Origin of the sequence: Nocardia asiatica NBRC 100129, assembly GCF_000308415.1 — a bacterium.
Lineage (GTDB): Bacteria > Actinomycetota > Actinomycetes > Mycobacteriales > Mycobacteriaceae > Nocardia > Nocardia asiatica.
On sequence record NZ_BAFS01000150.1, the window covers coordinates 25,850 to 45,438 of the forward strand.

At 68.0% G+C, this 19,589-nt stretch carries 22 protein-coding genes; 12 read left to right on the top strand and 10 right to left on the bottom strand.

Going from position 1 to position 19,589, the window contains the following annotated elements; genetic code table 11:
• Positions 1-102: 102 nt before the first annotated feature.
• The 3 genes from yczE to ON27_RS14275 form a co-directional block, all read right to left on the bottom strand.
• Positions 103-744 (bottom strand): membrane protein YczE, encoded by a 642-nt coding sequence (gene yczE, locus ON27_RS14265; protein WP_043726112.1) that lies wholly within the window; start codon positions 742-744, stop codon positions 103-105.
• 500 nt (positions 745-1,244) lie between these two features.
• Positions 1,245-1,874 (bottom strand): histidine phosphatase family protein, encoded by a 630-nt coding sequence (locus tag ON27_RS14270; protein WP_043726073.1) that lies wholly within the window; start codon positions 1,872-1,874, stop codon positions 1,245-1,247.
• Between the two features lie 118 nt (positions 1,875-1,992).
• Positions 1,993-2,865 (bottom strand): hypothetical protein, encoded by an 873-nt coding sequence (locus tag ON27_RS14275; protein ID WP_218002994.1) that lies wholly within the window; start codon positions 2,863-2,865, stop codon positions 1,993-1,995.
• Between the two features lie 784 nt (positions 2,866-3,649).
• Between ON27_RS14275 and ON27_RS14280 the strand changes: the two genes are divergently transcribed.
• Positions 3,650-4,366 (top strand): metal-dependent hydrolase, encoded by a 717-nt coding sequence (locus ON27_RS14280; RefSeq protein WP_043726078.1) that lies wholly within the window; start codon positions 3,650-3,652, stop codon positions 4,364-4,366.
• Here the strand turns inward: ON27_RS14280 and ON27_RS45385 are convergent.
• On the bottom strand, positions 4,350-4,481 hold the full coding sequence (locus tag ON27_RS45385) for a hypothetical protein (RefSeq protein WP_281032766.1): 132 nt from the start codon (positions 4,479-4,481) through the stop codon (positions 4,350-4,352). The genes ON27_RS14280 and ON27_RS45385 overlap by 17 nt on opposite strands.
• Before the next feature lie 230 nt (positions 4,482-4,711).
• Here ON27_RS45385 and ON27_RS14285 point away from each other — a divergent pair, with 230 nt between their 5' ends.
• Both ON27_RS14285 and ON27_RS14290 read left to right on the top strand, forming a co-directional pair.
• Positions 4,712-5,695 carry an SMP-30/gluconolactonase/LRE family protein gene (locus tag ON27_RS14285; protein ID WP_169334507.1) on the top strand — a complete coding sequence of 328 codons (984 nt, stop codon included), beginning with the start codon at positions 4,712-4,714 and terminating at the stop codon, positions 5,693-5,695.
• 42 nt (positions 5,696-5,737) lie between these two features.
• Positions 5,738-6,988, top strand: a complete 1,251-nt coding sequence (locus ON27_RS14290; RefSeq protein WP_043726083.1) for a lipase family alpha/beta hydrolase — start codon at positions 5,738-5,740, stop codon at positions 6,986-6,988.
• A gap of 45 nt (positions 6,989-7,033) precedes the next feature.
• On the opposite strand, the gene ON27_RS14295 is transcribed toward ON27_RS14290, so the two are convergent.
• The gene (locus ON27_RS14295; RefSeq protein WP_086007482.1) at positions 7,034-8,125 is read right to left on the bottom strand and encodes a hypothetical protein; all 1,092 of its coding nucleotides are present in this window, start codon (positions 8,123-8,125) and stop codon (positions 7,034-7,036) included.
• 102 nt (positions 8,126-8,227) lie between these two features.
• Between ON27_RS14295 and ON27_RS14300 the strand changes: the two genes are divergently transcribed.
• The 4 genes from ON27_RS14300 (at position 8,228) to ON27_RS14315 (ending at position 12,683) form a co-directional block, all read left to right on the top strand.
• Complete coding sequence (locus ON27_RS14300; protein ID WP_043726085.1) at positions 8,228-9,025, top strand: HugZ family pyridoxamine 5'-phosphate oxidase; 798 nt, start codon at positions 8,228-8,230, stop codon at positions 9,023-9,025.
• An 83-nt stretch (positions 9,026-9,108) separates the two neighbouring features.
• Complete coding sequence (locus tag ON27_RS14305) at positions 9,109-10,428, top strand: family 1 glycosylhydrolase (RefSeq protein ID WP_043726087.1); 1,320 nt, start codon at positions 9,109-9,111, stop codon at positions 10,426-10,428.
• A gap of 110 nt (positions 10,429-10,538) precedes the next feature.
• On the top strand, positions 10,539-11,351 hold the full coding sequence (gene prcB, locus ON27_RS14310) for a proteasome subunit beta (protein WP_043726089.1): 813 nt from the start codon (positions 10,539-10,541) through the stop codon (positions 11,349-11,351).
• 522 nt (positions 11,352-11,873) lie between these two features.
• The gene (locus ON27_RS14315; protein ID WP_043726090.1) at positions 11,874-12,683 is read left to right on the top strand and encodes a hypothetical protein; all 810 of its coding nucleotides are present in this window, start codon (positions 11,874-11,876) and stop codon (positions 12,681-12,683) included.
• 267 nt (positions 12,684-12,950) lie between these two features.
• On the opposite strand, the gene ON27_RS14320 is transcribed toward ON27_RS14315, so the two are convergent.
• The gene (locus ON27_RS14320) at positions 12,951-13,133 is read right to left on the bottom strand and encodes a hypothetical protein (RefSeq protein WP_043726091.1); all 183 of its coding nucleotides are present in this window, start codon (positions 13,131-13,133) and stop codon (positions 12,951-12,953) included.
• 223 nt (positions 13,134-13,356) lie between these two features.
• On the opposite strand from ON27_RS14320, the gene ON27_RS14325 reads away from it, so the two are divergent.
• Positions 13,357-13,617 carry a hypothetical protein gene (locus tag ON27_RS14325; RefSeq protein ID WP_043726094.1) on the top strand — a complete coding sequence of 87 codons (261 nt, stop codon included), beginning with the start codon at positions 13,357-13,359 and terminating at the stop codon, positions 13,615-13,617.
• A 75-nt stretch (positions 13,618-13,692) separates the two neighbouring features.
• Here ON27_RS14325 and ON27_RS39885 read toward each other — a convergent pair whose 3' ends face one another.
• On the bottom strand, positions 13,693-14,328 hold the full coding sequence (locus ON27_RS39885) for a TetR/AcrR family transcriptional regulator (RefSeq protein WP_051046564.1): 636 nt from the start codon (positions 14,326-14,328) through the stop codon (positions 13,693-13,695).
• 61 nt (positions 14,329-14,389) lie between these two features.
• Between ON27_RS39885 and ON27_RS14335 the strand changes: the two genes are divergently transcribed.
• From ON27_RS14335 to ON27_RS14345, 3 genes are all read left to right on the top strand, one after another.
• Positions 14,390-15,154, top strand: coding sequence for an SDR family NAD(P)-dependent oxidoreductase (locus tag ON27_RS14335; RefSeq protein ID WP_218002995.1), 765 nt, complete (start codon positions 14,390-14,392; stop codon positions 15,152-15,154).
• Entirely contained in the window at positions 15,151-15,654 is a 504-nt protein-coding gene (locus ON27_RS14340) for a VOC family protein (protein ID WP_051046568.1), read from the top strand. Before ON27_RS14335 ends, ON27_RS14340 begins: the two co-directional genes overlap by 4 nt.
• 148 nt (positions 15,655-15,802) lie before the next feature.
• Entirely contained in the window at positions 15,803-16,678 is an 876-nt protein-coding gene (locus tag ON27_RS14345) for a TIGR03619 family F420-dependent LLM class oxidoreductase (protein WP_043726099.1), read from the top strand.
• A gap of 30 nt (positions 16,679-16,708) precedes the next feature.
• Here ON27_RS14345 and ON27_RS14350 read toward each other — a convergent pair whose 3' ends face one another.
• From ON27_RS14350 to ON27_RS14360, 3 genes are all read right to left on the bottom strand, one after another.
• Positions 16,709-17,572, bottom strand: a complete 864-nt coding sequence (locus ON27_RS14350) for a fructosamine kinase family protein (RefSeq protein WP_051046571.1) — start codon at positions 17,570-17,572, stop codon at positions 16,709-16,711.
• Entirely contained in the window at positions 17,569-18,348 is a 780-nt protein-coding gene (locus ON27_RS14355; protein ID WP_043726101.1) for a helix-turn-helix domain-containing protein, read from the bottom strand. Before ON27_RS14355 ends, ON27_RS14350 begins: the two co-directional genes overlap by 4 nt.
• Before the next feature lie 137 nt (positions 18,349-18,485).
• The gene (locus tag ON27_RS14360; RefSeq protein WP_043726104.1) at positions 18,486-19,109 is read right to left on the bottom strand and encodes a hypothetical protein; all 624 of its coding nucleotides are present in this window, start codon (positions 19,107-19,109) and stop codon (positions 18,486-18,488) included.
• A gap of 198 nt (positions 19,110-19,307) precedes the next feature.
• On the opposite strand from ON27_RS14360, the gene ON27_RS14365 reads away from it, so the two are divergent.
• The coding region (locus tag ON27_RS14365; protein WP_043726105.1) for a phospholipase D at positions 19,308-19,589 on the top strand (282 nt) is incomplete at its 3' end.

Here is a 19,589-nt window from a genome sequence, read left to right on the forward strand (position 1 = left end):
GTTCCCCTCAGGCTAACCGGGACGCCCACCTTCCGTACAGGCCTGTATGTTAGGCAAGATTCTGGTGCGCGCATGCCCGTCGGAGCAGGGGAGCTCCGGCGGTCACCCGGCCGGAACCCCGGCGACGCCACCGGCCACAGGCTGCTGCTTCGGCGGCGCGAACCCCGGCAGCACGCGGTTCACCGCGGGAATCATCAAGTGGATCAGCGGACCGATCCCGAAGGCATACACCAGCGTGCCGATACCGATGCTGCCACCGAGGACGAACCCGGTCGTCAACACCGACACCTCGATGGCCGTACGCACCACCCACACCGACTTGCCGGTGCGCCGAACCAGTCCAGTCATCAGTCCATCCCGCGGACCCGGACCCATCCCCGCACCGATGTACAGCACACTCGCCACCGCGTTCGCCACGACAGCGGCAACCATCGCGCCGATCCGCACCGGCGGCGAATCCCACGACGGCAGCCACGCCAGCCCGGCATCGACCGACAACGCGATCACCACGACATTGCTCACTGTGCCCAGACCCGGCGCCTGCCGCAACGGAATCCACGCCGCCAACACCACGACGCCGGTAATCGCCGTCACAGTACCGAAACTGAGCGGTACATGCTTCGCCACACCCTGATGGAACACATCCCACGGGTCCAGCCCGAGCTCCGCCCGCACCATCACCGCCATCGAGAACCCGTACAACCACAATCCGGCATACAACGCCACCAACCGACGAACCAGCATCGCCTCAGCGTGCCCACAACTGGACACCACAACCAGAGCCAATCATCGATCGGTGGACCGCAATGCAAGAGCCATCACACGAGTTGACACTTCCCAGACCCCATCGCAATTCGTCACTGTGACGGCTTGTCCCGATCCGAGACCAGGCCAGGGGAGTCCGATCTAGGAAAAATCCAAGATTTACCGAACAGGCCCATAATTGCCGAAAAATTTACACCAAACGGACAAATGTCGAAGCCGACCGGTGGGCGCCACGTCGGCTCACCGCCCGAGAGACCACCGGACCGGCCCACCGAGCGTGTGCCAAGTCGTGAAAGACGAACGGAACCGACGACATATCGCACATCACCGCAACGCCCACCGGCGCCGGATTTCCGCCGATAATCAACATTATGTCAACTAGAGCGTTATGTCGGCATTCCGTGACCCTTCCCCATGCCTGGAGCCCTAGCCCGCGACGCGCCAAGCAACACCAGTCCGGGTCGTCGCACGAGTCGGAGTCAGGCGCGGAGGTGCGACGTATCTGCGAGATCGACCAATGTACGGTTGCGCCAATAGTCGTCATGCCGCAGGTGCGTGATCGCGCCGGGCTCGGTGGCGAAAGACGCGAAACCGGCCGCGTCGACCGGGATCATCATCCAGGTGGTGATCACGAATGTCAGTGCGTAGCCGTGTGTGACGACGACGTGGTCGTGGTCGGCGTCGGCCATCAACTCACCCACGCACGCACCCACCCGGGTCGCGACCTCGCGTCGCGTCTCCGCGCCAGCGATGGGGCCGCGATGGTCGAGTCGGTCGTGATCGGGTGCCGGCACTTGCCGCCGGGCGAGCCAGGCGTTCGGACGCCCACCCGCTTCCCCGAAACCGATCTCCCGAAGCCGCTCGTCCGCCGACGCCGGAATGCCCAGTGCCGCACCGATGATTCGGGCAGTCTCGACACAACGCGCAAGGTCGGACGTCGTGATGCGGATCGGACGCGCCACGCCGTCGCGTCGCCGAACCAGCTCCTCGGCCACGCGGAAGGCATCACGCCGACCTCGCGCCGTCAGATTCGAGTCGAACCAGCCCCCTACTAGATCGCGTTCGGTGTGCTCCGCGTGCGGATGACTCACCACGTAAATGTCCTGCATGCCCTCCCCTGGCTCGTTACCCCAGCTCCGGCCACCTTTCTGCTCACCCTATCGTGGCGTAGTCGAGCCGGTGCCGCCTCGACAGTAGGCTCAATGGCCTGAGACCTAGGCGAGCGAATCAAGCCAAGGTGTCGGCCAGTGCGGCGTGCAAGTCGAACAACGCCGGGATCTGCTCTGCCGTACGGCGGCCCATGCCGCACTCGGTGGCGATGCCGAACTCGGCGATCGCGCCGCGTGCGGCTTCGATGCGCTGGAGCGCGCCCGCACGTCCGTCGGTGGCATGAACCAGTCCGAGATACAGCTCGGTCTCCGGCGAAAGAGCAAGGTCGGCAAGGGGTTCGAAGTATGCGGCATCGGTGCGCGAGCGCGGGACCGGCAGGTGGATCCAGTTGACCGGACGCTCCAGCCCGGCCAGCACGCGACCGGCCACTGCTGCGAGCCTGCCGGTGTCGGCGGGCTCCGCGAAATGACGATGACCGAAATCCCCATAGCAGAGGTGATAACCGAGTTCGACGGGTTCGGACACCGCCGCGCCCAGCCGTATGAGCCGCTGCCCGACTTCCTCCAGCTGCGTCGGGTAATCAGACCCGAACCACGAAGGGAAGATCCCCTCGAAGATAGCGAACTCGACCGCGGCATCCCATTGCACCGCCAAGTCTTCCGGTGGTATCGCGTCGAGGATGACAGCGAGTTCGTCCAGCAGGCGGGCCTCGTACCTGTGCTCCAACTCCCCCTGCGGCCCAGCGACGAAAGCACCGATCACCGCGATAGGCGTAGGCAAGCTGACCTGGAACCGGATGCCCTCCGGAATCGTGCCGTCCGCACGCAGCTCACGGAACACGTGCCAGGACTCGAGGGCGGCCTCCGCGTATCCGAGCGGACCGAAGTCGATCGACGCGGGGTCCACTCCGCGCTTGGGCTGCACCCGTTCACTCGGCCCGTATTCCGGGCTCGGCGGCGGCACGGTTTCCAAGTCTGGATGCGCTTGCATCTTGGGCAGCTGCCACACCACCCAGTTGTCGCGAATGCCTGTTTCGCCGTCCGGAATTCGTTTCAGATGAGTCCCGATTCGCCGTGCCGCCTCTGAGAAGACAGTCCGTGCATCCGCCAACGGAACACTGCCGCACAGATGGACTCCACGCCCTTTTCCCACCGCAACCTCCTACGGAAGCCCTATCACTGGGTCGAGCCACGCCCGGCCGAAACCAGACGGTTGCCACACATCCTTTTCGAGCCTGCTGTCCGGAGCAGGCAATCGATCAGCTCTCACTATGTGGTGCAGCGTAGGTGCTAGCGGACGGACTGTATCCCCGCAAATGGGAAACCTTCAGCGACCGGTTCACTGGCAGAGCCAGTCGCTGTCGCGGCAGATGAGTCCCCATCGTCGATCCGGCTGCTCGGTCGGGTCTGCGGCCCGCTCGGGGATCCGCGTCTCGAACGTGAGTCGGCACGGAGCTGCTCGTGTGCCTCCACCTTGCGAATAACGGGAACCGCCGAGAACAATCACGCCATCCATCGACCCGAGGCTCTCGGCTGTTTCGGAGGTTGCGGCACTATCTGCGAACTACTCGTCCTCGTCAACGGACTACCCGGCTCCGGGAAGTCGACTGTCCGGAGCTCGCGCGACAGGTGATGGCCGCGGCCACCGGCCGCACAGCCTCCCGGCTCTCTTCAGAATTCCAGCGCTCCCCTACCCTATCGCCAGCTCCTCCTCGGATTTCCCGCACCACAACGATATTCGCCTACCGATAGCAAGCTGAACTAACGTTCGAACGGTGCTTGGACATTCACATGCGACCAGTGGCGCGTTGGCCTGGTCGGCGGCAGCGGCCACGCTGCCGGTCACGGTCTTGACCTACCCGGCTCTACAGGACGCGACGGGGCATCTCGGCACCGTCGATCTCTTGCTGGGGGTCTTTCTCACGGCCGGGGCCGCGCTGCTGCCCGATGCCGACCATCCCGACGGGACGATCTCGCACACGCTGGGACCGATCACGCACACCGCGTGCAAGCTCATCTCCTGGGTTTCCGGCGGCCACCGCGGCGCCACCCACTCCTTGGCATTCGTCGCGGCCGCCGCCTTCGGGACGTGGGCCGGCGAGCACTGGCTCGGGCGGTGGTTCACGCTCGGCCTGGTCTTCTTCCTGCTGGCTCTCGCCGTGCGCGCCCTGCATCTGTGCCCGTCGGGAAACAACTTCAAGGCATGGGGGCCGATCGTGGTCCTCGCTTCCGCGGGCACGTTCGCGATGGAACATTGGATCGCCGACAAGCCGGTCTGGCTGCCCTTCGCCGTTGGGTTGGGCGCACTGGCGCACCTGATCGGCGATTGCCTCACCGATCGCGGCTGCCGCCTGTTCTGGCCCTTCGGCCTACGGGTCAGGTTCCCGATCATCGACCGCACCGGAAACATGATCGAAACCTTCGTCATGGCACCGTTGTTCACGCTGGGCACGCTCGCCATCCTCTGGTACACGATCACTCACCAGCCCTGAGATCACGGCGCTGCTGCCCCGCCTTCGCGAGAAACTTCCCGAGTGAGCCGACCATCCACTCACCGGGCCCGGTAGTAGCGCCGATCAGCTCCCCCAGCGAGATCTCCTCGCCCACCCACCCTCCCTGGCTTCTTTGCGGTCTGTGATCGGGAGTGGGGTTGTCAAGGTCTGCGGATATGGATCGGGTGTTTGCATATTTGAATGCGCATATCTACGTACGCTCATGTTGAATACCCTGACGCTTTCCATTCCGCTACCTCCGTCGGCTCGATCACCTGCTCAGCGCCATTTCGCACCGGAACTCCGCACTCCCCCGGCTACCCTGAGGCCATGCTCGCCTCGACAATGCGGCCGCAGCGTTGGACGCCACCCCCCTCCCCCGCCCGAGCCCGCCGAACTCGCAGCACTCCGCCACTCCCCGAACTCAGGCGCCTCGAATTGCCCGGCAGCGGACCAGAGGATGTCGTGCTCTCCCCCGACGGCCGAATCCTCGCGGGAATCGAGGGCGGCGCCATTCTCAGCATCGATCCCGCGACCGGCGATGTCCGCGAGCTGGCGAACACCGGCGGCCGCCCGCTCGGCCTACACGCGGACGCCGCCGGACGCGTACTGATCTGCGATTTCGAACGCGGACTACTGGAGTTGGAACCCCAGGGAAGGCTGACCGTCCTGGTCGACGAGATCGACGGCGTGCCCTTGCGATTCGCCAGCAATGTCGTGCGTGACGCCGACGGCACGATCTACTTTTCGGCGTCCTCGCGTCGATACGCGCTGCATGAATACATGGGCGATCTCTTGGAGCACTCCGGCACCGGCCGGTTGTTCCGCCGCGACCCCGCGGGCCGGGTGGAGACACTGATCGATGACCTGCAGTTCGCCAATGGCGTCGTCGTGGCGCCCGACCGTTCCTGTGTGGTCGTCGCGGAGACCGGCGGATACCGGCTGACCCGCTATTGGTTGACCGGCCCGAAGGCCGGCACGTGGGACCGGCTGGTCGAGAATCTGCCCGGCTTCCCGGACAACCTGGGCCTGGGCAGCGACGGGTTGATCTGGATCACCCTTCCGTCACCGCGAAATCCGCTGCTGGACCGGCTTCTTCCCCTGCCCGGCATACTGCGGCGCATCGTGTGGACGCTGCCGGAGTGGGTGCAGCCGAAGCCGGTGCGGACAGTGTGGGTGCAGGCGGTTGATTTCGAGGGCGAGGTCGTGCACGACCTGCAGATCGAAGGCACCGAGTACGCGATGGTGACCGGCGTGGTCGAGCAGGACGGCGTGCTGTACCTGGGTAGCCTCACCGAGTCCGCGGTGGCGGTGTCGCGGGTGCCGTAGGGTTGCACACCCAATTTCAGTGCACAGTTGTACACTCAATCTATGACGGACGACGCGCGCCGACGACAGGCGGAGGTCAGGGCGCTGGCCAGGCTCGCCGGTGACGAACTCGGCGGCGCGGTCGACGGGATCGCGGCCGTGCATCGGGCGATCGCGCACCGCGTGTTCACCGCGGTGCGCTGGGGCGTGGGGCCGGCGGCGGCTCCGGTGGAGTTGATGCACGATGTGATCGCCGACAGCGTCTACCGCGTGGTGAGCGGGTCTGTGGTGGCGGCGGGGGTGGTGGCGGAGCGAACCGTGGATCTGCCCGGCGCCGCGCCGTCACGCGCGGTGTACGGCTCGGGGTTCATCGCCGCTCTGCAGGGTTTGATCGGTGACGAGCTCGAGCGGACGCGGCCGATTCTGGCGGGGCCGATGTCCTTACGGATCGACGGTGCTCCCGTGCGCGCCGAGCTGGTGGGTGCGCGGGTGCGGCGGCCTGGTTCACATGTCGTGATCTTCTTGCACGGGTTGGTGGAGACCGAGCACGCGTGGCGTTTGGGCGGCGGTCGGACTTACGCCGAGCGATTGGAGGCCGACGCGGGATGCACTGCGTTGCATGTGCGGTACAACACCGGTCTGCATATCTCGGAGAACGCCGGGCAGCTCGGTGAGCTGATGCGGTGTCTGGTGGAGCACTGGCCGGTGCCGATCGAGCGGGTGTCGCTGGTGGGTCATTCGATGGGTGGTCTGGTCGCGCGGGGCGCGTGCTTCCAGGCGGCTGAGGCCGGGTTGCCGTGGGTGCGGCTGGTGCGTCAGGTGGTGTGCCTGGGTTCACCGCATCTGGGTGCGCCGCTGGAGCAGTTGGTGCACTACGCGTCGGCGGCGCTGGTGCGGGTGCCCGAGACGCGTCCGTTCGGGCGGCTGTTGCGGCGGCGCAGCGGGGGCATCCGGGATTTGCGGGACGGCTCTCTGGTGGATGAGGATTGGCGGGATCTGGACGCGGATGCGCTGCGTCGGCGGGTGATCCGTGAGGTTCCGCTGCTGGCGGGGGCGGAGCATTATTTCGTGACTGCCTCGGTGACGCGCAGTCCGCGGCATCCGCTGGGCCGGGTGGTCGGTGACGGGCTGGTGCTCACGCCGAGCGGGTCGGGGCGTGGTCGTGCGCGCCGTATCGGTTTCGAGGTGGGCAACGGCATGCATCTGGCGTCGGCGAATCATTTCACGTTGCTGAATCATGATGCGGTGTATCGCGCGCTGCGCGCCTGGCTGGCTCCCGGTGTGGCCGAGGCCGCCGTAGCGGGCACCTGCTGAGTCGGTGGGGGCGGGACAGGGTGCGGCCGTGTCCCGCCCGTGTGCTCAGAGGAGGTCTTCGGGGTCGGCGTCGGCTTCGAGGCGGACGTCTTCGGCGAAGTGGCTTTCGGGGTCGTCGTGGTCGGTGTGGGCGGCGTAGAGCAGCAGGCAGCCGCGGATGCCGTCGAGGAGGTCTTCCAGGAGGTCGAGCGCGGGGCGGGCGGGGTCGAGGCGGCTGATGCGGAAGCCGGTGAGCATCGCCTCGCGGGTGTCGGCGTCGACGCCGAATCGGTGGGCTTGGGCTTCGATTTCGGCGACGCGGGCGACGAGGCTCCAGGGGGCCGGGACGCGGCCTTCGTGGACGGCCATCGCTTCGGCGATCAGGTCGAGGACGACTTCGGTCGGGGTGTCGCCCGCGGCGAGGCGTTCGAGTACGAGGGTGGGTGTCTCGACTTGGAGCGCTTCGAGTTCGTCGGCTTCGGCGACGACGTCGGTGGTGGCGACGTTGGCGGTCTCGCCGGCGACTTCGGCGGCGGCGTAGAGCCAGTGTGCCGCGGCGACGGAGGCGGAGGCGGGGTCGAGTTCGGTGAACAGTTCGATGCTGCCGAGCGGGTCGGTGCGCAGGAGGGCGTCCGCGGCGTGGACCTGGGCCGGGGAGACGTCGGGGCGGGACAGTTCGACGGCTTGGCGGGCGCGGCCGGAGAGGTCGCCGCGTTCGGCGGATTCGATGGCTTCCTGTTCGGTGCGCACTTCGGCGGCGACGGTGTCGCGCAGGGCGTCGTCGTCGATGTCGTGCAGGGTGCGTCCGATGCGGTGGGCGGATTCGACGACGCCGCTGTAGGAGACGAGCAGTCCTTCTTCGGTGGGCAGGTTGGGGCTGCGGAGGCCGGCTTCGACCTCTTTGAAGTTGCGGCGTTCCTCGGCGCGGCGCCATGCTTCGCTGTTGGGGACGTCGGGGTCGCCTGCGGCGCTGGCCGGGTGGGTGTAGGTGCGCCATTGGAAGCGCGAGAGGGTGGTGAGGTTCGACGCCAGATCGGTTGCCTGGTCCGTGGTCACCTGCGGGGGCAGGGTGGCCACCGTCTGGGCGAGGTCGCCTCGTCCGGTCGCCCAGGTGGCGACGAGGGCGGCGCGGTCGGCATCGAATGCGTATCTGGTCACCTTGACCAGTCTGGTCGATCGGCGGCGTATGCGCGCGGCCAATTGATTCGTGGGTGTGAGGTTGTGCGGCGTTTCGCGGGGACGCGCTGGGAGGATAGGGGCATGACTGTCGATCATGGTGATCCGGGTGACGCGCCTTCGGTGCCGCCGCCGCTCGCGCCGGTGCGGTATCCGGCTCGTCCGTCCGCTGCGGAGGAGGCGAGAACTGTTGCGGCGGCGTCGAATACGGCCACGCTGGCCAGTCTGGCCGAGGATGGCTCGCCGTGGGCGTCGCTGGTGACGTACGGGTTGCTGGCGGGGCAGCCGGTGTTGTGTGTGTCGCGGCTGGCCGAGCACGGGCGGAATCTGGCCGCGGACGCGCGGGCGAGTGTGGCGGTCGTGGCTCCGGATCCGCCGGCGGATCCGCTGGCGGGTGCGAGGGTCACGTTGGCGGGGGTGGTGGAGCGCCCGGCGGGTGCGGAGGAGGCGGCGGCGCGGGAGGCGTATCTGGCGGCGGTCGCGGCGGGGCGGATGTACATCGATTACAGCGATTTCTCGCTGTGGGTGTTGCGGGTGCGGCGGGTGCGCTGGGTCGGTGGGTATGGGCGGATGGATTCGGCGAGCGCCGAGGAGTACGCGGCGGCGGAGCCGGATCCGGTGCTGCCGGTGGCGGCTCGTGCGGTGGCGCATCTCAACGACGATCATGCCGATGCGTTGCTGGACATGGCGCGGCGGCTGGGTGGCTATCCCGACGCGACGGTGGCGTCGTGCGAGCGTGCGGACCGGTACGGCTTGGATCTGCGGGTGGTGACGCCGCGGGGTGTGGCGCGCACGAGGGTGGGGTATGCGGAGCGGCTGGATGGGGTCGAGCAGTTGCGTGCGGCGACGGTGGAGTTGGCGCGGCGGTCGCGGCCGGAGTGAGTGCGCGGTCGTGACGGTGGCGCGGCCGGCGACACGCACCTTTCTGCCGAGGAAGCCAGCTATTCGGCAGTTACGCTACGGCGATGCGTACACGCACTCAGTGGCGGGGGCTCGCCGCGCTGTCGGCGGCTGCGGCCGTGCTGCTGACTTCGGGTGTTTCGGCTGCTCATCCGGGTGAGGAGTGGCCTGCGTTCGGTGCGGACTTTCTGTGGGGTGTGGCGTCGTCGGGGTTTCAGTCCGAAGGACGGGCGCCCGACAGCAACTGGTCGCGGTACATCGCGTCGGGCGCGACGGCGGATCCGTATCGCGATTCGGTGGATTTCGCGCGCCGCTATATCGGTGATATCGATCTGGCGGCGCGTCTGGGTGTGCGGGTCTATCGGGTGGGGATCGAGTGGGCGCGGTTGCAGCCCGCGCCGTATGCCTGGGACGAGGCGGCGTTCGGGTTCTATGACAATGTGATCGCCCGGATCTTGGCGGCGGGGATGCGGCCGATGCTGACGTTGGATCATTGGGTGTACCCGGGGTGGGCGTCGGACCGTGGCGGGTGGCGTGATCCGGGCATGGTGGCGGACTGGCTGGCGAATATGCGCAAGGTGGTGCACCGGTACGCCTCGCGGGATCCGCTGTGGGTGACGTTCAACGAGCCTGCCGCGTATGTCGGCACCGAGTTGCGCACCGGTGGGATCAGTGTCGAGGAGGCGCCGGTGATGGTGGAGCACATCGCGCGTGCGCACAACGAGATCTACGACGTCATCCACCGGCTTCGGCCGGACGCGCTGGTGACGAGCAATCTGGGGTATGTGGCGGGTGCCGAGCGGGAGGTCAATCAGCCGATCCTGGATCGGATCTCGGCGAAGCTGGACTTCATCGGGGTCGACTACTATTTCGCTCCGCTGCCGCGCACCGGGGAGTCGGCGCAGGGCGGCGCGTCGGGTGGTCCGCCGATGTGGGAGCTGCCGGTGCATCCCGAGGGTATCTACTACGCGTTGCGGCATTACGCGCGGCAGTTCCCGGATCGTCCGCTGTATGTCGTGGAGAACGGTCTTCCGACGGAGAACGGGCAGGTTCGGCCGGATGGCTATACGCGCGCCGATCATCTGCGGGACACGGTGTATTGGTTGCAGCGGGCGAAGGCCGACGGGATGAACGTCATCGGCTACAACTATTGGAGTCTGACCGACAACTACGAGTGGGGTTCCTACGCGCCGCGGTTCGGGCTCTACACGGTGGACGTGTTGACCGATCCGGCGTTGGCGCGGCGCCCGACCGATGGGGTCGATGCCTATGGGCGTTTGATCCGCGCGGGTGGTGTGGCTTCTGGTTATCGGCCCACGCGGGTTCCGGTCCCCTGTGTGCAGATCGACGCGCAGGAGACGTGTATCGGGGACGACCCGGCTTAGCGCGCAGGGCTGCGGCCGGGCTTCGGCGGTTGTCGCCGGGCGGTGGGTGTGTTCGGGTAACGTCGGCGGGAGAGCATGTCGTTCATACGCTCTGCCCGGAAAGGTGATAGATGACGACCGACAGTCACCTGCCGCTCGGCTTGCAGTACCCGGAGGCGTCCTTCTCGGAGTATCTGCGCCGGTACGCGCCGCGGTTGTTGCCCGATCAGCGTTTCGGTGGTGGTGTCGTGGCGCCACACGGGACGACGATCGTCGCGGTCGGTTATCGCGGTGGTGTGCTGGTGGCCGGTGATCGCCGGGGGACGATGGCGAATCTGGTGGCGATGCGGGATATGCAGAAGGTATTCATCACCGACACGTATTCGGCGGCTGGTTTCGCGGGCACGGTGGGGGTGGCGGTGGAGATGATCCGATTGTTCGCGGTGGAACTCGAGCATTACGAGAAGATCGAGGGGGCGGCGCTGACCTTCGACGGCAAGGCCACGAAGTTGTCGGCGATGGTGCGGGCCAATCTTCCGGCCGCGTTGCAGGATATGGCGGTGGTGCCGCTGTTGGTCGGCTTCGACGTGGATGCCGCGGATCCGGAGCGGGCGGGGCGGATCGTGTCGTACGACGCGGTGGGTGGCCGGTACGAGGAGCGTTTCGGTTACACGGCTGTCGGTTCGGGATCGGTGTTCGCGGAGTCGTCGTTGAAGAAGACCTATCGCCGCGATCTCGATGCGCGGGGGGCGCTGGGTGTGGCGGTGGAGGCGCTGTTGGACGCGGCCGACGACGATACCGCGACGGGTGGTCCGGATCTGTCGCGCGATATCTACCCGACCGCGGTGCTGGTCGATGCCGATGGGGCGGTGGAGGTCTCGGAGGAGAGCCTGGCGGAGATCGCTCGGTCGGTGGTCGACGCGCGGGCGTCGGCGGGGCGCTGAACCGGGATCGGCTCGGGCCGTCCGTAATTCGACGATATCCGGCGACCTCGGACGCGCACGGCGCGGATTTGTGACCGAAGTCCCATTTCGTACTTGTTAAGCGGGTCACAGCAATTCGCGCGGCCATGGTCCGGTCAATGGTGCGGCGGAACGGCAAAGACCGAGGCCAACGCCACGGGCGAAATGTTACTCACCGGTTGGGTCACATGCGGATGCGATGCCGCCGGAGCTGCGGCGATGCATGGGAGATCGATCACGCTTGCTCCTGGTCGCGCAGGTGCTTACGGTGATTTTCGTCGATGGTCGATGGCGCCCGTATCGAATTACACCTTATTCATGTGTCGCGATTTCGACCCTCCGGAGCAATTGCACTGTTATTGCATTGGGCGGCGGCGAATTCCACGCGGCACCGGCGAAACTGGAGCAATGGCACACACCACCCCCTGGCAGGCATCCGAAGCGCGAGATCGTGGGAACGGAGGCTCGCGGCCTCCGGCACGCGGTGCGACACCACGACGGGGTTTGGACTGGGGCTTTCTGTGTGCGGGGGCCACGAGTCTCGCGGCGTTCGTCCTGCTGTTCCGGCCGTGGCTTTCGGCGTCGGGTTCGGGTGGCGAGGCGCGTTCGGACGCGTTCGGCCGGATCTCCGGTTTCACCACCGGCTTCGACGAGTACTCGGTGTCGAAATTCCGTGATGTGACGATCAGCGGCGCTTGGGGTCTGCTGGCCGCCGCCGCGATGGTGGTCACCGTGTTCGCCGTGGTGGCGCAGGCGCGGTCGCGCTCTCGTGCGCTGGCTCATCTGGTGATGGCTTCGAGTGTGGCCGGGGCGATTCTGGTGCTGTGCGGCCTGCTGTATCTGGATACCAGGGCGCCGGAGCTGCGGATCCTGATCGACCAGGGCGAAGGTTTCGACGCGGGGTTGCTGCACCGGGTTCTGGACGAGGCGGCGGCGCCGGGCTCGGGTGAGCGGCGGATGGCGGGAGCCGGGCTCACCCCGGTGGCGTTGGCTGTCGGTGTGATGACCGCCGCGGCCGCGGTCCTCGCTGTCGCGCAGGGTAGCCGTCGGTACGGTCTCAGTCCGATGCGGGCGCTGATGTGGCTGGTGACGCCGTTGCCTGCGCAGCCGGCCGAGCCGGAGCAGCCTGCGGCGGTGGCCGTCGAGGCGCCGCGTCCGGCGGCGCAACCTGTGGCGGAGACCGAGCAGTTGCTGTGGGACGAGCTCGTCTTCGACGATGATCTGGTCGCCAATGTCACGTGGGTGCGCAACACGAACCCACCGCAGCACGACACCACCGCGCACCTGTCGAGGACGCCGGTTCTCAGCCGATAACGGCCGCTGGTTTCCGCGCACGATCGGGCGGACTCTGCTCGGATCCAGGATCGCGCCGCCGTGCCCGTAGGAAGTCAAGGCGCCGGCTGCCGGCTGGCGGGCAGGGCGTTGACCACACCGCGCCGCTGACGCCCGTGACGGTCTTCAGTGGCCGCAGCCGCCCTTCTGCGCCGCCCATTGCGGCGACGCTACCGACGTGCAGCGGCGCCGACACGGCTTGCGATCAAAGATGTTTTCCGCCCGGGTCGAGTAGCGACGTCGACGGGCTTATTCCTGCTCCGGCCGGTCGTCGCCGCGCTGCGCGGTTGCCGCCCGGTCGGGGCGAGGCACTCGCACGACTCCGGTGTCGAGGTCGATGTCGAACCGCGGCGTGTGGGTCTGTCCGTCGCTGTCCTCGCTGCCCTCGTGGGTCAGCTTCTTACCCGGAAACAGCTCCCCGATCACGCCCATACGATCACGATACGCGTCGATGGCGGCAGGGCCGCCGGGCCGTCTCGCCACCCCGGCTAGCGCCACCGGGGGCCGGTCGCCAGCCGATAGCCATGCGACAGTCCCATTTCGGCACCGCTGAGGCTGCGGCTGGGTTAGCATCATGTCTGCTCCGATCGGCCGAGGACCGCGGCACGGGGCACTGGGCGACCGACAGAGAATCGAACGACAGATCGGCCACCGCATGGAACAAGACGCCGACCTCGCCCAGGCCCGGGTCTTCTTGGAGTTGCTGACCGTACGCGCCCAGACGCTGGCGCGCGAGCTCGGATTCGCCCATCGCGGCGATGCCGCCGCGCGGCAGGAGCTGCACGTCGAATTGTGCACCGTGCGCCGCTATATCGATCGGCTGCACCGCAGATTCCCGGAAATCGCCTCGCCACAACACCATCGGCCGCTCACCGCGCCGGGATTCGGAGCCGGGTGGCCGCGGACGCTGGGATGAACATTCGCCGTGCGGTGGTGGTCGGCCGCGGGCGGTCGTGAGATGCCGCGTCAGGACGGGGCCGCGTGCCGGGTTTCAGCGTCCCGGCACGGAGACGGTGTGTTCACGGACGGGCACGGTGAGCATGGCGACGATCATGTCCACGATCTCCGCGGCGTCTTCGGGGTGCGCGGTGCGGACGCCCGATTCCAGGGTGCGCTCGTAGTCGGCGATCAGCGCGAGCATGACGGTGGTCATGGTTTCCAGGCGTTGCCTGCGCAGCCGTCCCGTCAGGCCGAGCGCGGCGTCGAGCCGGGTGGCGATGATCCGCACGGCCGCCCGGTCGGCTCCGGCGAGGCGGCGCGCGTCGGCGACCACGGGATGGGTGCGCACGACTTCCAGGAACCGGCCCAGATGGGTGACCCCGTCGTGGGCGAGCAGTTCCAGGATCGGCATGGCGAGCATGGCCACGAGGGTGGGCAGGTCGTTGACCCCGCCGGCGGCCTCGTGGGCGGCCAGCAGTTGCATGCGCCGGTGTTCGAGCCAGTTCATGCGCCGCTCGACGATGGCTTCGATCAGGCCGGTGCGGGAGTCGAAGTAATAGTGCACGGCGGAGTTGTTGCGCTGGCCCGCCGCGGCGGCGATGTCGCGCAGCGGCACGTCGACGCCGCGTTCGGCGATGAGGCGTTCCCCGGCGTCGAGCAAGGCGGTGCGCGAAGCGGCGCTCGGCATACTCGCACTGTACTAAACACGAGTATTGACGATGTTAAACACAGATGCTTAATTGAACGGCGTGGATAATGTGGCGGTGGTCACCGGTGCCGCGTCCGGTCTCGGCGCCGCGCTGTGCCGCCTGCTGGCCGCGCGGGGCGTCGCGGTGGTGGCCGCCGACAGTGATGCCGCCGGGCTGGTGGGTCTGGCCGCCGGTACCGCGATCCACACCCAGGTCGTCGACGTCTCCGACGACGAGCAGGTGCGCCGCCTCGTCCACGGCGCGGTAGCCGAACTCGGGCGCATCGACTTCTTGTTCAACAACGCGGGCATCCGCCTCGGCGGCGTCGTCGAGCACATGCCGCTGCCGCAGTGGCAGCGGCTGGTCGACGTGAATCTGTGGGGCGTGGTGCACGCGACGCGCCACGCCTATCCCCTGATGCGCGCGCAGGGATCCGGTCACATCGTCAACATGACCTCCATCGCGGGACTGACCCCGATCGCGCCGTCGGCGGCCTATGCGATGACCGAGCACGCCGTGGTGGGCCTGAGCACCGCGCTGCGGGCCGAAGCGGCCGCGGCGGGTGTGCGGGTGAGCGTGGCCGTGCCGGGAGGGGTCGCGACCGACATCGTCGATTCGGGCATCGACCTGCCCGGGTATTCCTTTCGCGGTCCCGCGCGCCGGATGCCGATCGGGATGATCAGCACGGAGCGGGCGGCGGCCCACATTTTGCGCGGCATGCGCAAGAACAAGCCGTACATCGTGATTCCGCACTACAACAAGGCGGTGGTCGCCGCCTACCGCTGGTGTCCGAGCCTGATGGGCCGCGTCGGAGCACGCCGGTGATCGCCCGCGGACCGATCTTCCAGCTGTGCTGGGTGGTCGAGGATCTGGCCGCGGCGTGCGAGACGTTCACCAGCCGTTACGGCGTCGGCGAGTGGTTCACCATTCCGGATGTCCACTTCGGGCCCGAGACCACGCAACTGCGCGGCGCGCCGGCCGACTACACGATCGGCGTGGCGCTCGGCTACGCGGGCGGCCAGCAGCTGGAATTGATCGAACCACGTGGCGGGCCGAGCCTGTATGCCGAGCATCTCGATCGTTTCGGCCCGGGATTGCATCACGTCGCCTGGGTGCCCGAGGACTATGACGCCGCCCTCGCCGAGGCCGCCGCGGCGGGCATCGAGATCGTCGCGCAAGGCAGGTTCGAGGGCGTCGGGATGGAGTTCGCCTACCTCGACGGCGGGCCGATCGGGTCGCACGTCGAACTGCTGCGGTTGTCGCGGGAGATGAAGGCCCTGTTCGACCACTTGATCCCGGAAGGCTTCACCAATCCATGGCAGTAGGCGGTGATTTCCGCGGCGGCCTCGACACCCTCGAGGCGGCTCGGATCCGTCTGCGGCAGTTTCCCTCACTTCTCGGCGACGGCCCGCTGCGCGGGCACCGGCGCCGGGAACCGCGCGGCGCGCCCGACGCGCCAGGAAGGCGAGCACCATGCGCTTCACCTACGCCGAGACGATGACCGATCCGTCGTACTATCTCGCTCTCGCCAAGGCCGCCGAGGAGGCGGGCTACACCTCCATGGCCGTCGCGGACAGCGTGGCCTATCCGAAGGAATCCGACGCGAAATACCCCTACACCCCGGACGGGAACCGCGAGTTCCTGGAGGACAAGCCGTTCATCGAGGCGTTCGTGCTCAGTGCGGCGATGGCTGCGGTGACCACGACCTTGCGTTTCACCCCGTTCGTGCTGAAGCTGCCGATCCGGCCTCCGGTACTGGTGGCCAAACAGGCCGCCTCGGTGGCCGCGCTCAGCGGCAACCGGTTCGGGCTCGGCGTCGGCATCAGCCCGTGGCCGGACGATTTCGAGATCATGGGGGTGCCGTTCGACAAGCGCGGCGCGCGGATGGACGAATGCATCGACATCGTGCGCGGGCTCTCTGCGGGCGGATACTTCGAATACCACGGGCAGTTCTACGACATTCCGCCGATCAAGATCAGCCCGGTGCCCACCGAACCGGTGCCGATCCTGATCGGCGGGCACAGCAAGCCAGCCTTGCGCCGGGCCGCCCAGCGCGGTGACGGGTGGATGCATGCCGGTGGCGACGGCGCCGAACTCGACCGGCTGCTGGCCGAACTGGACGCCCTGCGCGCGGAATACGGCACGCGCGAGGATTTCCAGGTGCACGTCATCTCGTTGGACGGCTTCACCGTGGACGGCGTCAAGCGTCTCGAGGACAAAGGCGTCACCGACGTGATCGTCGGCTTCCGGCTGCCCTACACCACCGAGCAGGACACCGAGCCGCTGGAGACGAAGATCGCCAACCTGTCGCGCTTCGCGGAGAAGGTCATCGCGCGCGTCGACGGGTGACACCTGGCCGGTGCGGCGGCCCGGCCACGGTCAGGATGCCAGCGCCGCACCGGCCGCGGCGAGCGTCTGCGCGCGATAGCCCGCGCCGAACAGCACGACGTGCACCAGCAGCGGATGCAACTGGTGCAGCGCCGTGCGGTCGCGCCACCCGTCGGCGAGCGGGCTGGTCTCGTGGTAGGCGGCGCGGATACGGTCCAGGTGCGGGGCGCCGAAGAGGGCGAGCATGGCCAGATCGGTCTCGCGGTGACCGGCGTGCGCGGCGGGGTCGACCAGCATCGCCCGCTCCCGGGTCCACAGGATGTTGCCCGACCACAGGTCGCCGTGGACGCGGGCCGGGGGTTCGGCAGGTCCGGCCAGGTCATCGATGCGGTCGATGACGCGCTCGACCAGGCGTGTGCCGTCGGCGCCGAGGTGTGTGGCCGCCGCGGCGAGGTAGGGCGCGAGACGATGCTCGGCGTACCACCGCGACCACGGTCCGGCGGTCCGGGCGTTGGGCAGCGGCAGGCTCGCGATCCAGCCCTCCCACGGCGCGCCGTACGACTCGGCTCCGCCGGCGTGCAGTGCCGCGAGTTCGCGTCCGAGTCGCTCGGCGGCAGCGGGTGTGGGGCCGGTTTCCTCCAGCCAGGGCAGCACCAGCATCCGGTCGTCGGCGGCCAGCACCGGCGGCAGCACAGCGCCGTCGCGGAGGGTGCCGCGATCAGTGGTTCGCAACCAAGCCAGACCCGCCGCTTCGGCCGCGAAGACCGGTGTCGGCTCCGCCGATGCCTTCACGAAAACGTCTCGGCCGTCGGACAGTTCGGCGCGGTGCAGGGTCCACGCATGGCGGGCGCCGAGATCGGTGATGCCGCGCACGGGCACCTTCAGCAGTGCCGACAGTCGCGCGGCGCGGCTCACCGGGCGCCAGCGGTGAGCCGTTTCATGGTGTCCTCGTCGGCGGGGAAGAACGACTCGATGGCCAGTTCGGCGACGGTGACGTTCATCGGAGTGCCGAACACCGTCGTGACGCTGAGGAACGACAGCTCGTCGCCGTCGTGTTCGATCCGCAGCGGAACCACCGCCTGGTCGGGTTCGGGGACGGCGAGTTCCACTTCCCCGCCGGGATAGGATCGCAGCTCCTCGAGCAGGTCGGCCAGGTCCCTGGATCCGGTCACCTCGGCCTGCCGGGCGAGGCGGGCGAAGACGTGGCCGCGCCACTCGGCGAGGTTGCGGATGCGTCCGGCCATGCCGTCTGGGTGCAGGCTCAGCCGCAGCGCGTTGACCGGTGGGGCGGTCAGCGCCGGATCGATGCCCGCGACGAGCACGGCCACACCGCTGTTGGCGTCGATCATCGTCCAGTTCTGGTCGATGGCCAGCGCCGGGTAGGGTTCGTGGCCGGCGAGGATCTGGCGCATCGCCCCGCGAACGGCGTCCATGGCGGGGGTCTCCAGGCCGGGTTGCGCGTAGGCGGGGGCGTAGCCCGCGGCCAGCAGCACGCGGTTGCGTTCGCGCAAGGGGATCTCCAGATGCTCGGACAGATGCACGATCATGGTCCGGCTCGGCGTGGCGCGGCCGGTCTCGATGAAGCTCAGGTGCCGCGCCGAGGTATCGGCCCGGCCGGCCAGCTCCAGTTGGCTCAGCCTGCGTTCCAGGCGCCAGTGCCGCAGCAGGTCACCGGCCGTTGGGGTAGTCACGCCCCGATCCTACGAACAGCCGCACGGCACGTGCGATTACCTCGCGGGTAATCGACATGCACACCCGGGAGGCCGGCGGCCATCCCGCACGAGGGCATCCGGCCGGAAGCCCGTCCTCCGGCCGGATGCGCGTCTGGTCAGGCCATCTCGGGAACGCGCAGGTGCGCGAACGCCAGATCGAACTCGCCGACTTCGAGCACGTTGGCACCCACCCGCTGGGTGGCCTGTGCCCTGATCCGATTGGTCTGCTCGCGGCTGCCGTCCATCGCCGCACGGGATTCCCACACGGTCGCGCCCACCGCGCGGCCGCTCTGCCGGTCGATGAACAGGCTCGCGCTGCAGAATCCGTCGAGCATCTCCGTCTGCGGCAGCACTTCCATCTTGAACGTGTCGGCCAGCCGGTCGAGCTGGCTCGGATCGACCTGCACCCAGGTGCACCGGGCGCAAGCGCTGTCGCCGGCCGGATGATCCCGATGCAGCGCCGCGATCTCCCATTCCTCGACCCGCTCCACCCGGCCGCCGAGCCGCCGAGCCAGGCCGTCGCGTAACTGCTGGACCCGGCCTCTGCTGGCGTGCAGCGCCCCCTCGGATTCCCACGAGGTCGAGGCGATGCAGCGTCCTGTCGACGGGTCGGTCATCAAGGACAGACCGACCCACCCTTGGATTTCGGGCAGATTCGGCATCACTTCGTCACGGAGGTATGCGATCCCGTCGTCGATCGACGACGGCTGGGCCGCAATCGTGCTGGAACGTGCGTACACGGGCCACCTCCCGCCCTGGTCAGGTGGCACCCGTGGCGCCACCGGACATACTCACCTTCCTCCAGCCCGCGCTGCCACGCAATCCCTCCGGTCGCGGGACGGATGCCCGATCGATGCCCGCCGAAAGGGTCGGCGACCGCGCAGTACTGTGAATCGTTCACCTGCGGGTGTCGGGCTGCACGAGAGAACTGGCTACACATGAGCGACGAGCAACAAATCCTCACCCCGGGCGAAACGTGCTGGCAGATCGCACGGGCCGATCGGCTGGCGTGCATCGTCGACGCGGCGGACTATTTCCGCCATGCCAAGTCCGCGATGTTGCAGGCCCGCAAGCGCATCATCCTCATCGGCTGGGACTTCGACACCCGGATCAAGTTCGAACCCCGGGACAAGACCCTCGAAGGGCCGAATCGTCTCGGAAAATTCCTGTCCTGGCTGCCTGCACAGCGACCGGATCTCGACATCTACCTGCTGAAGTGG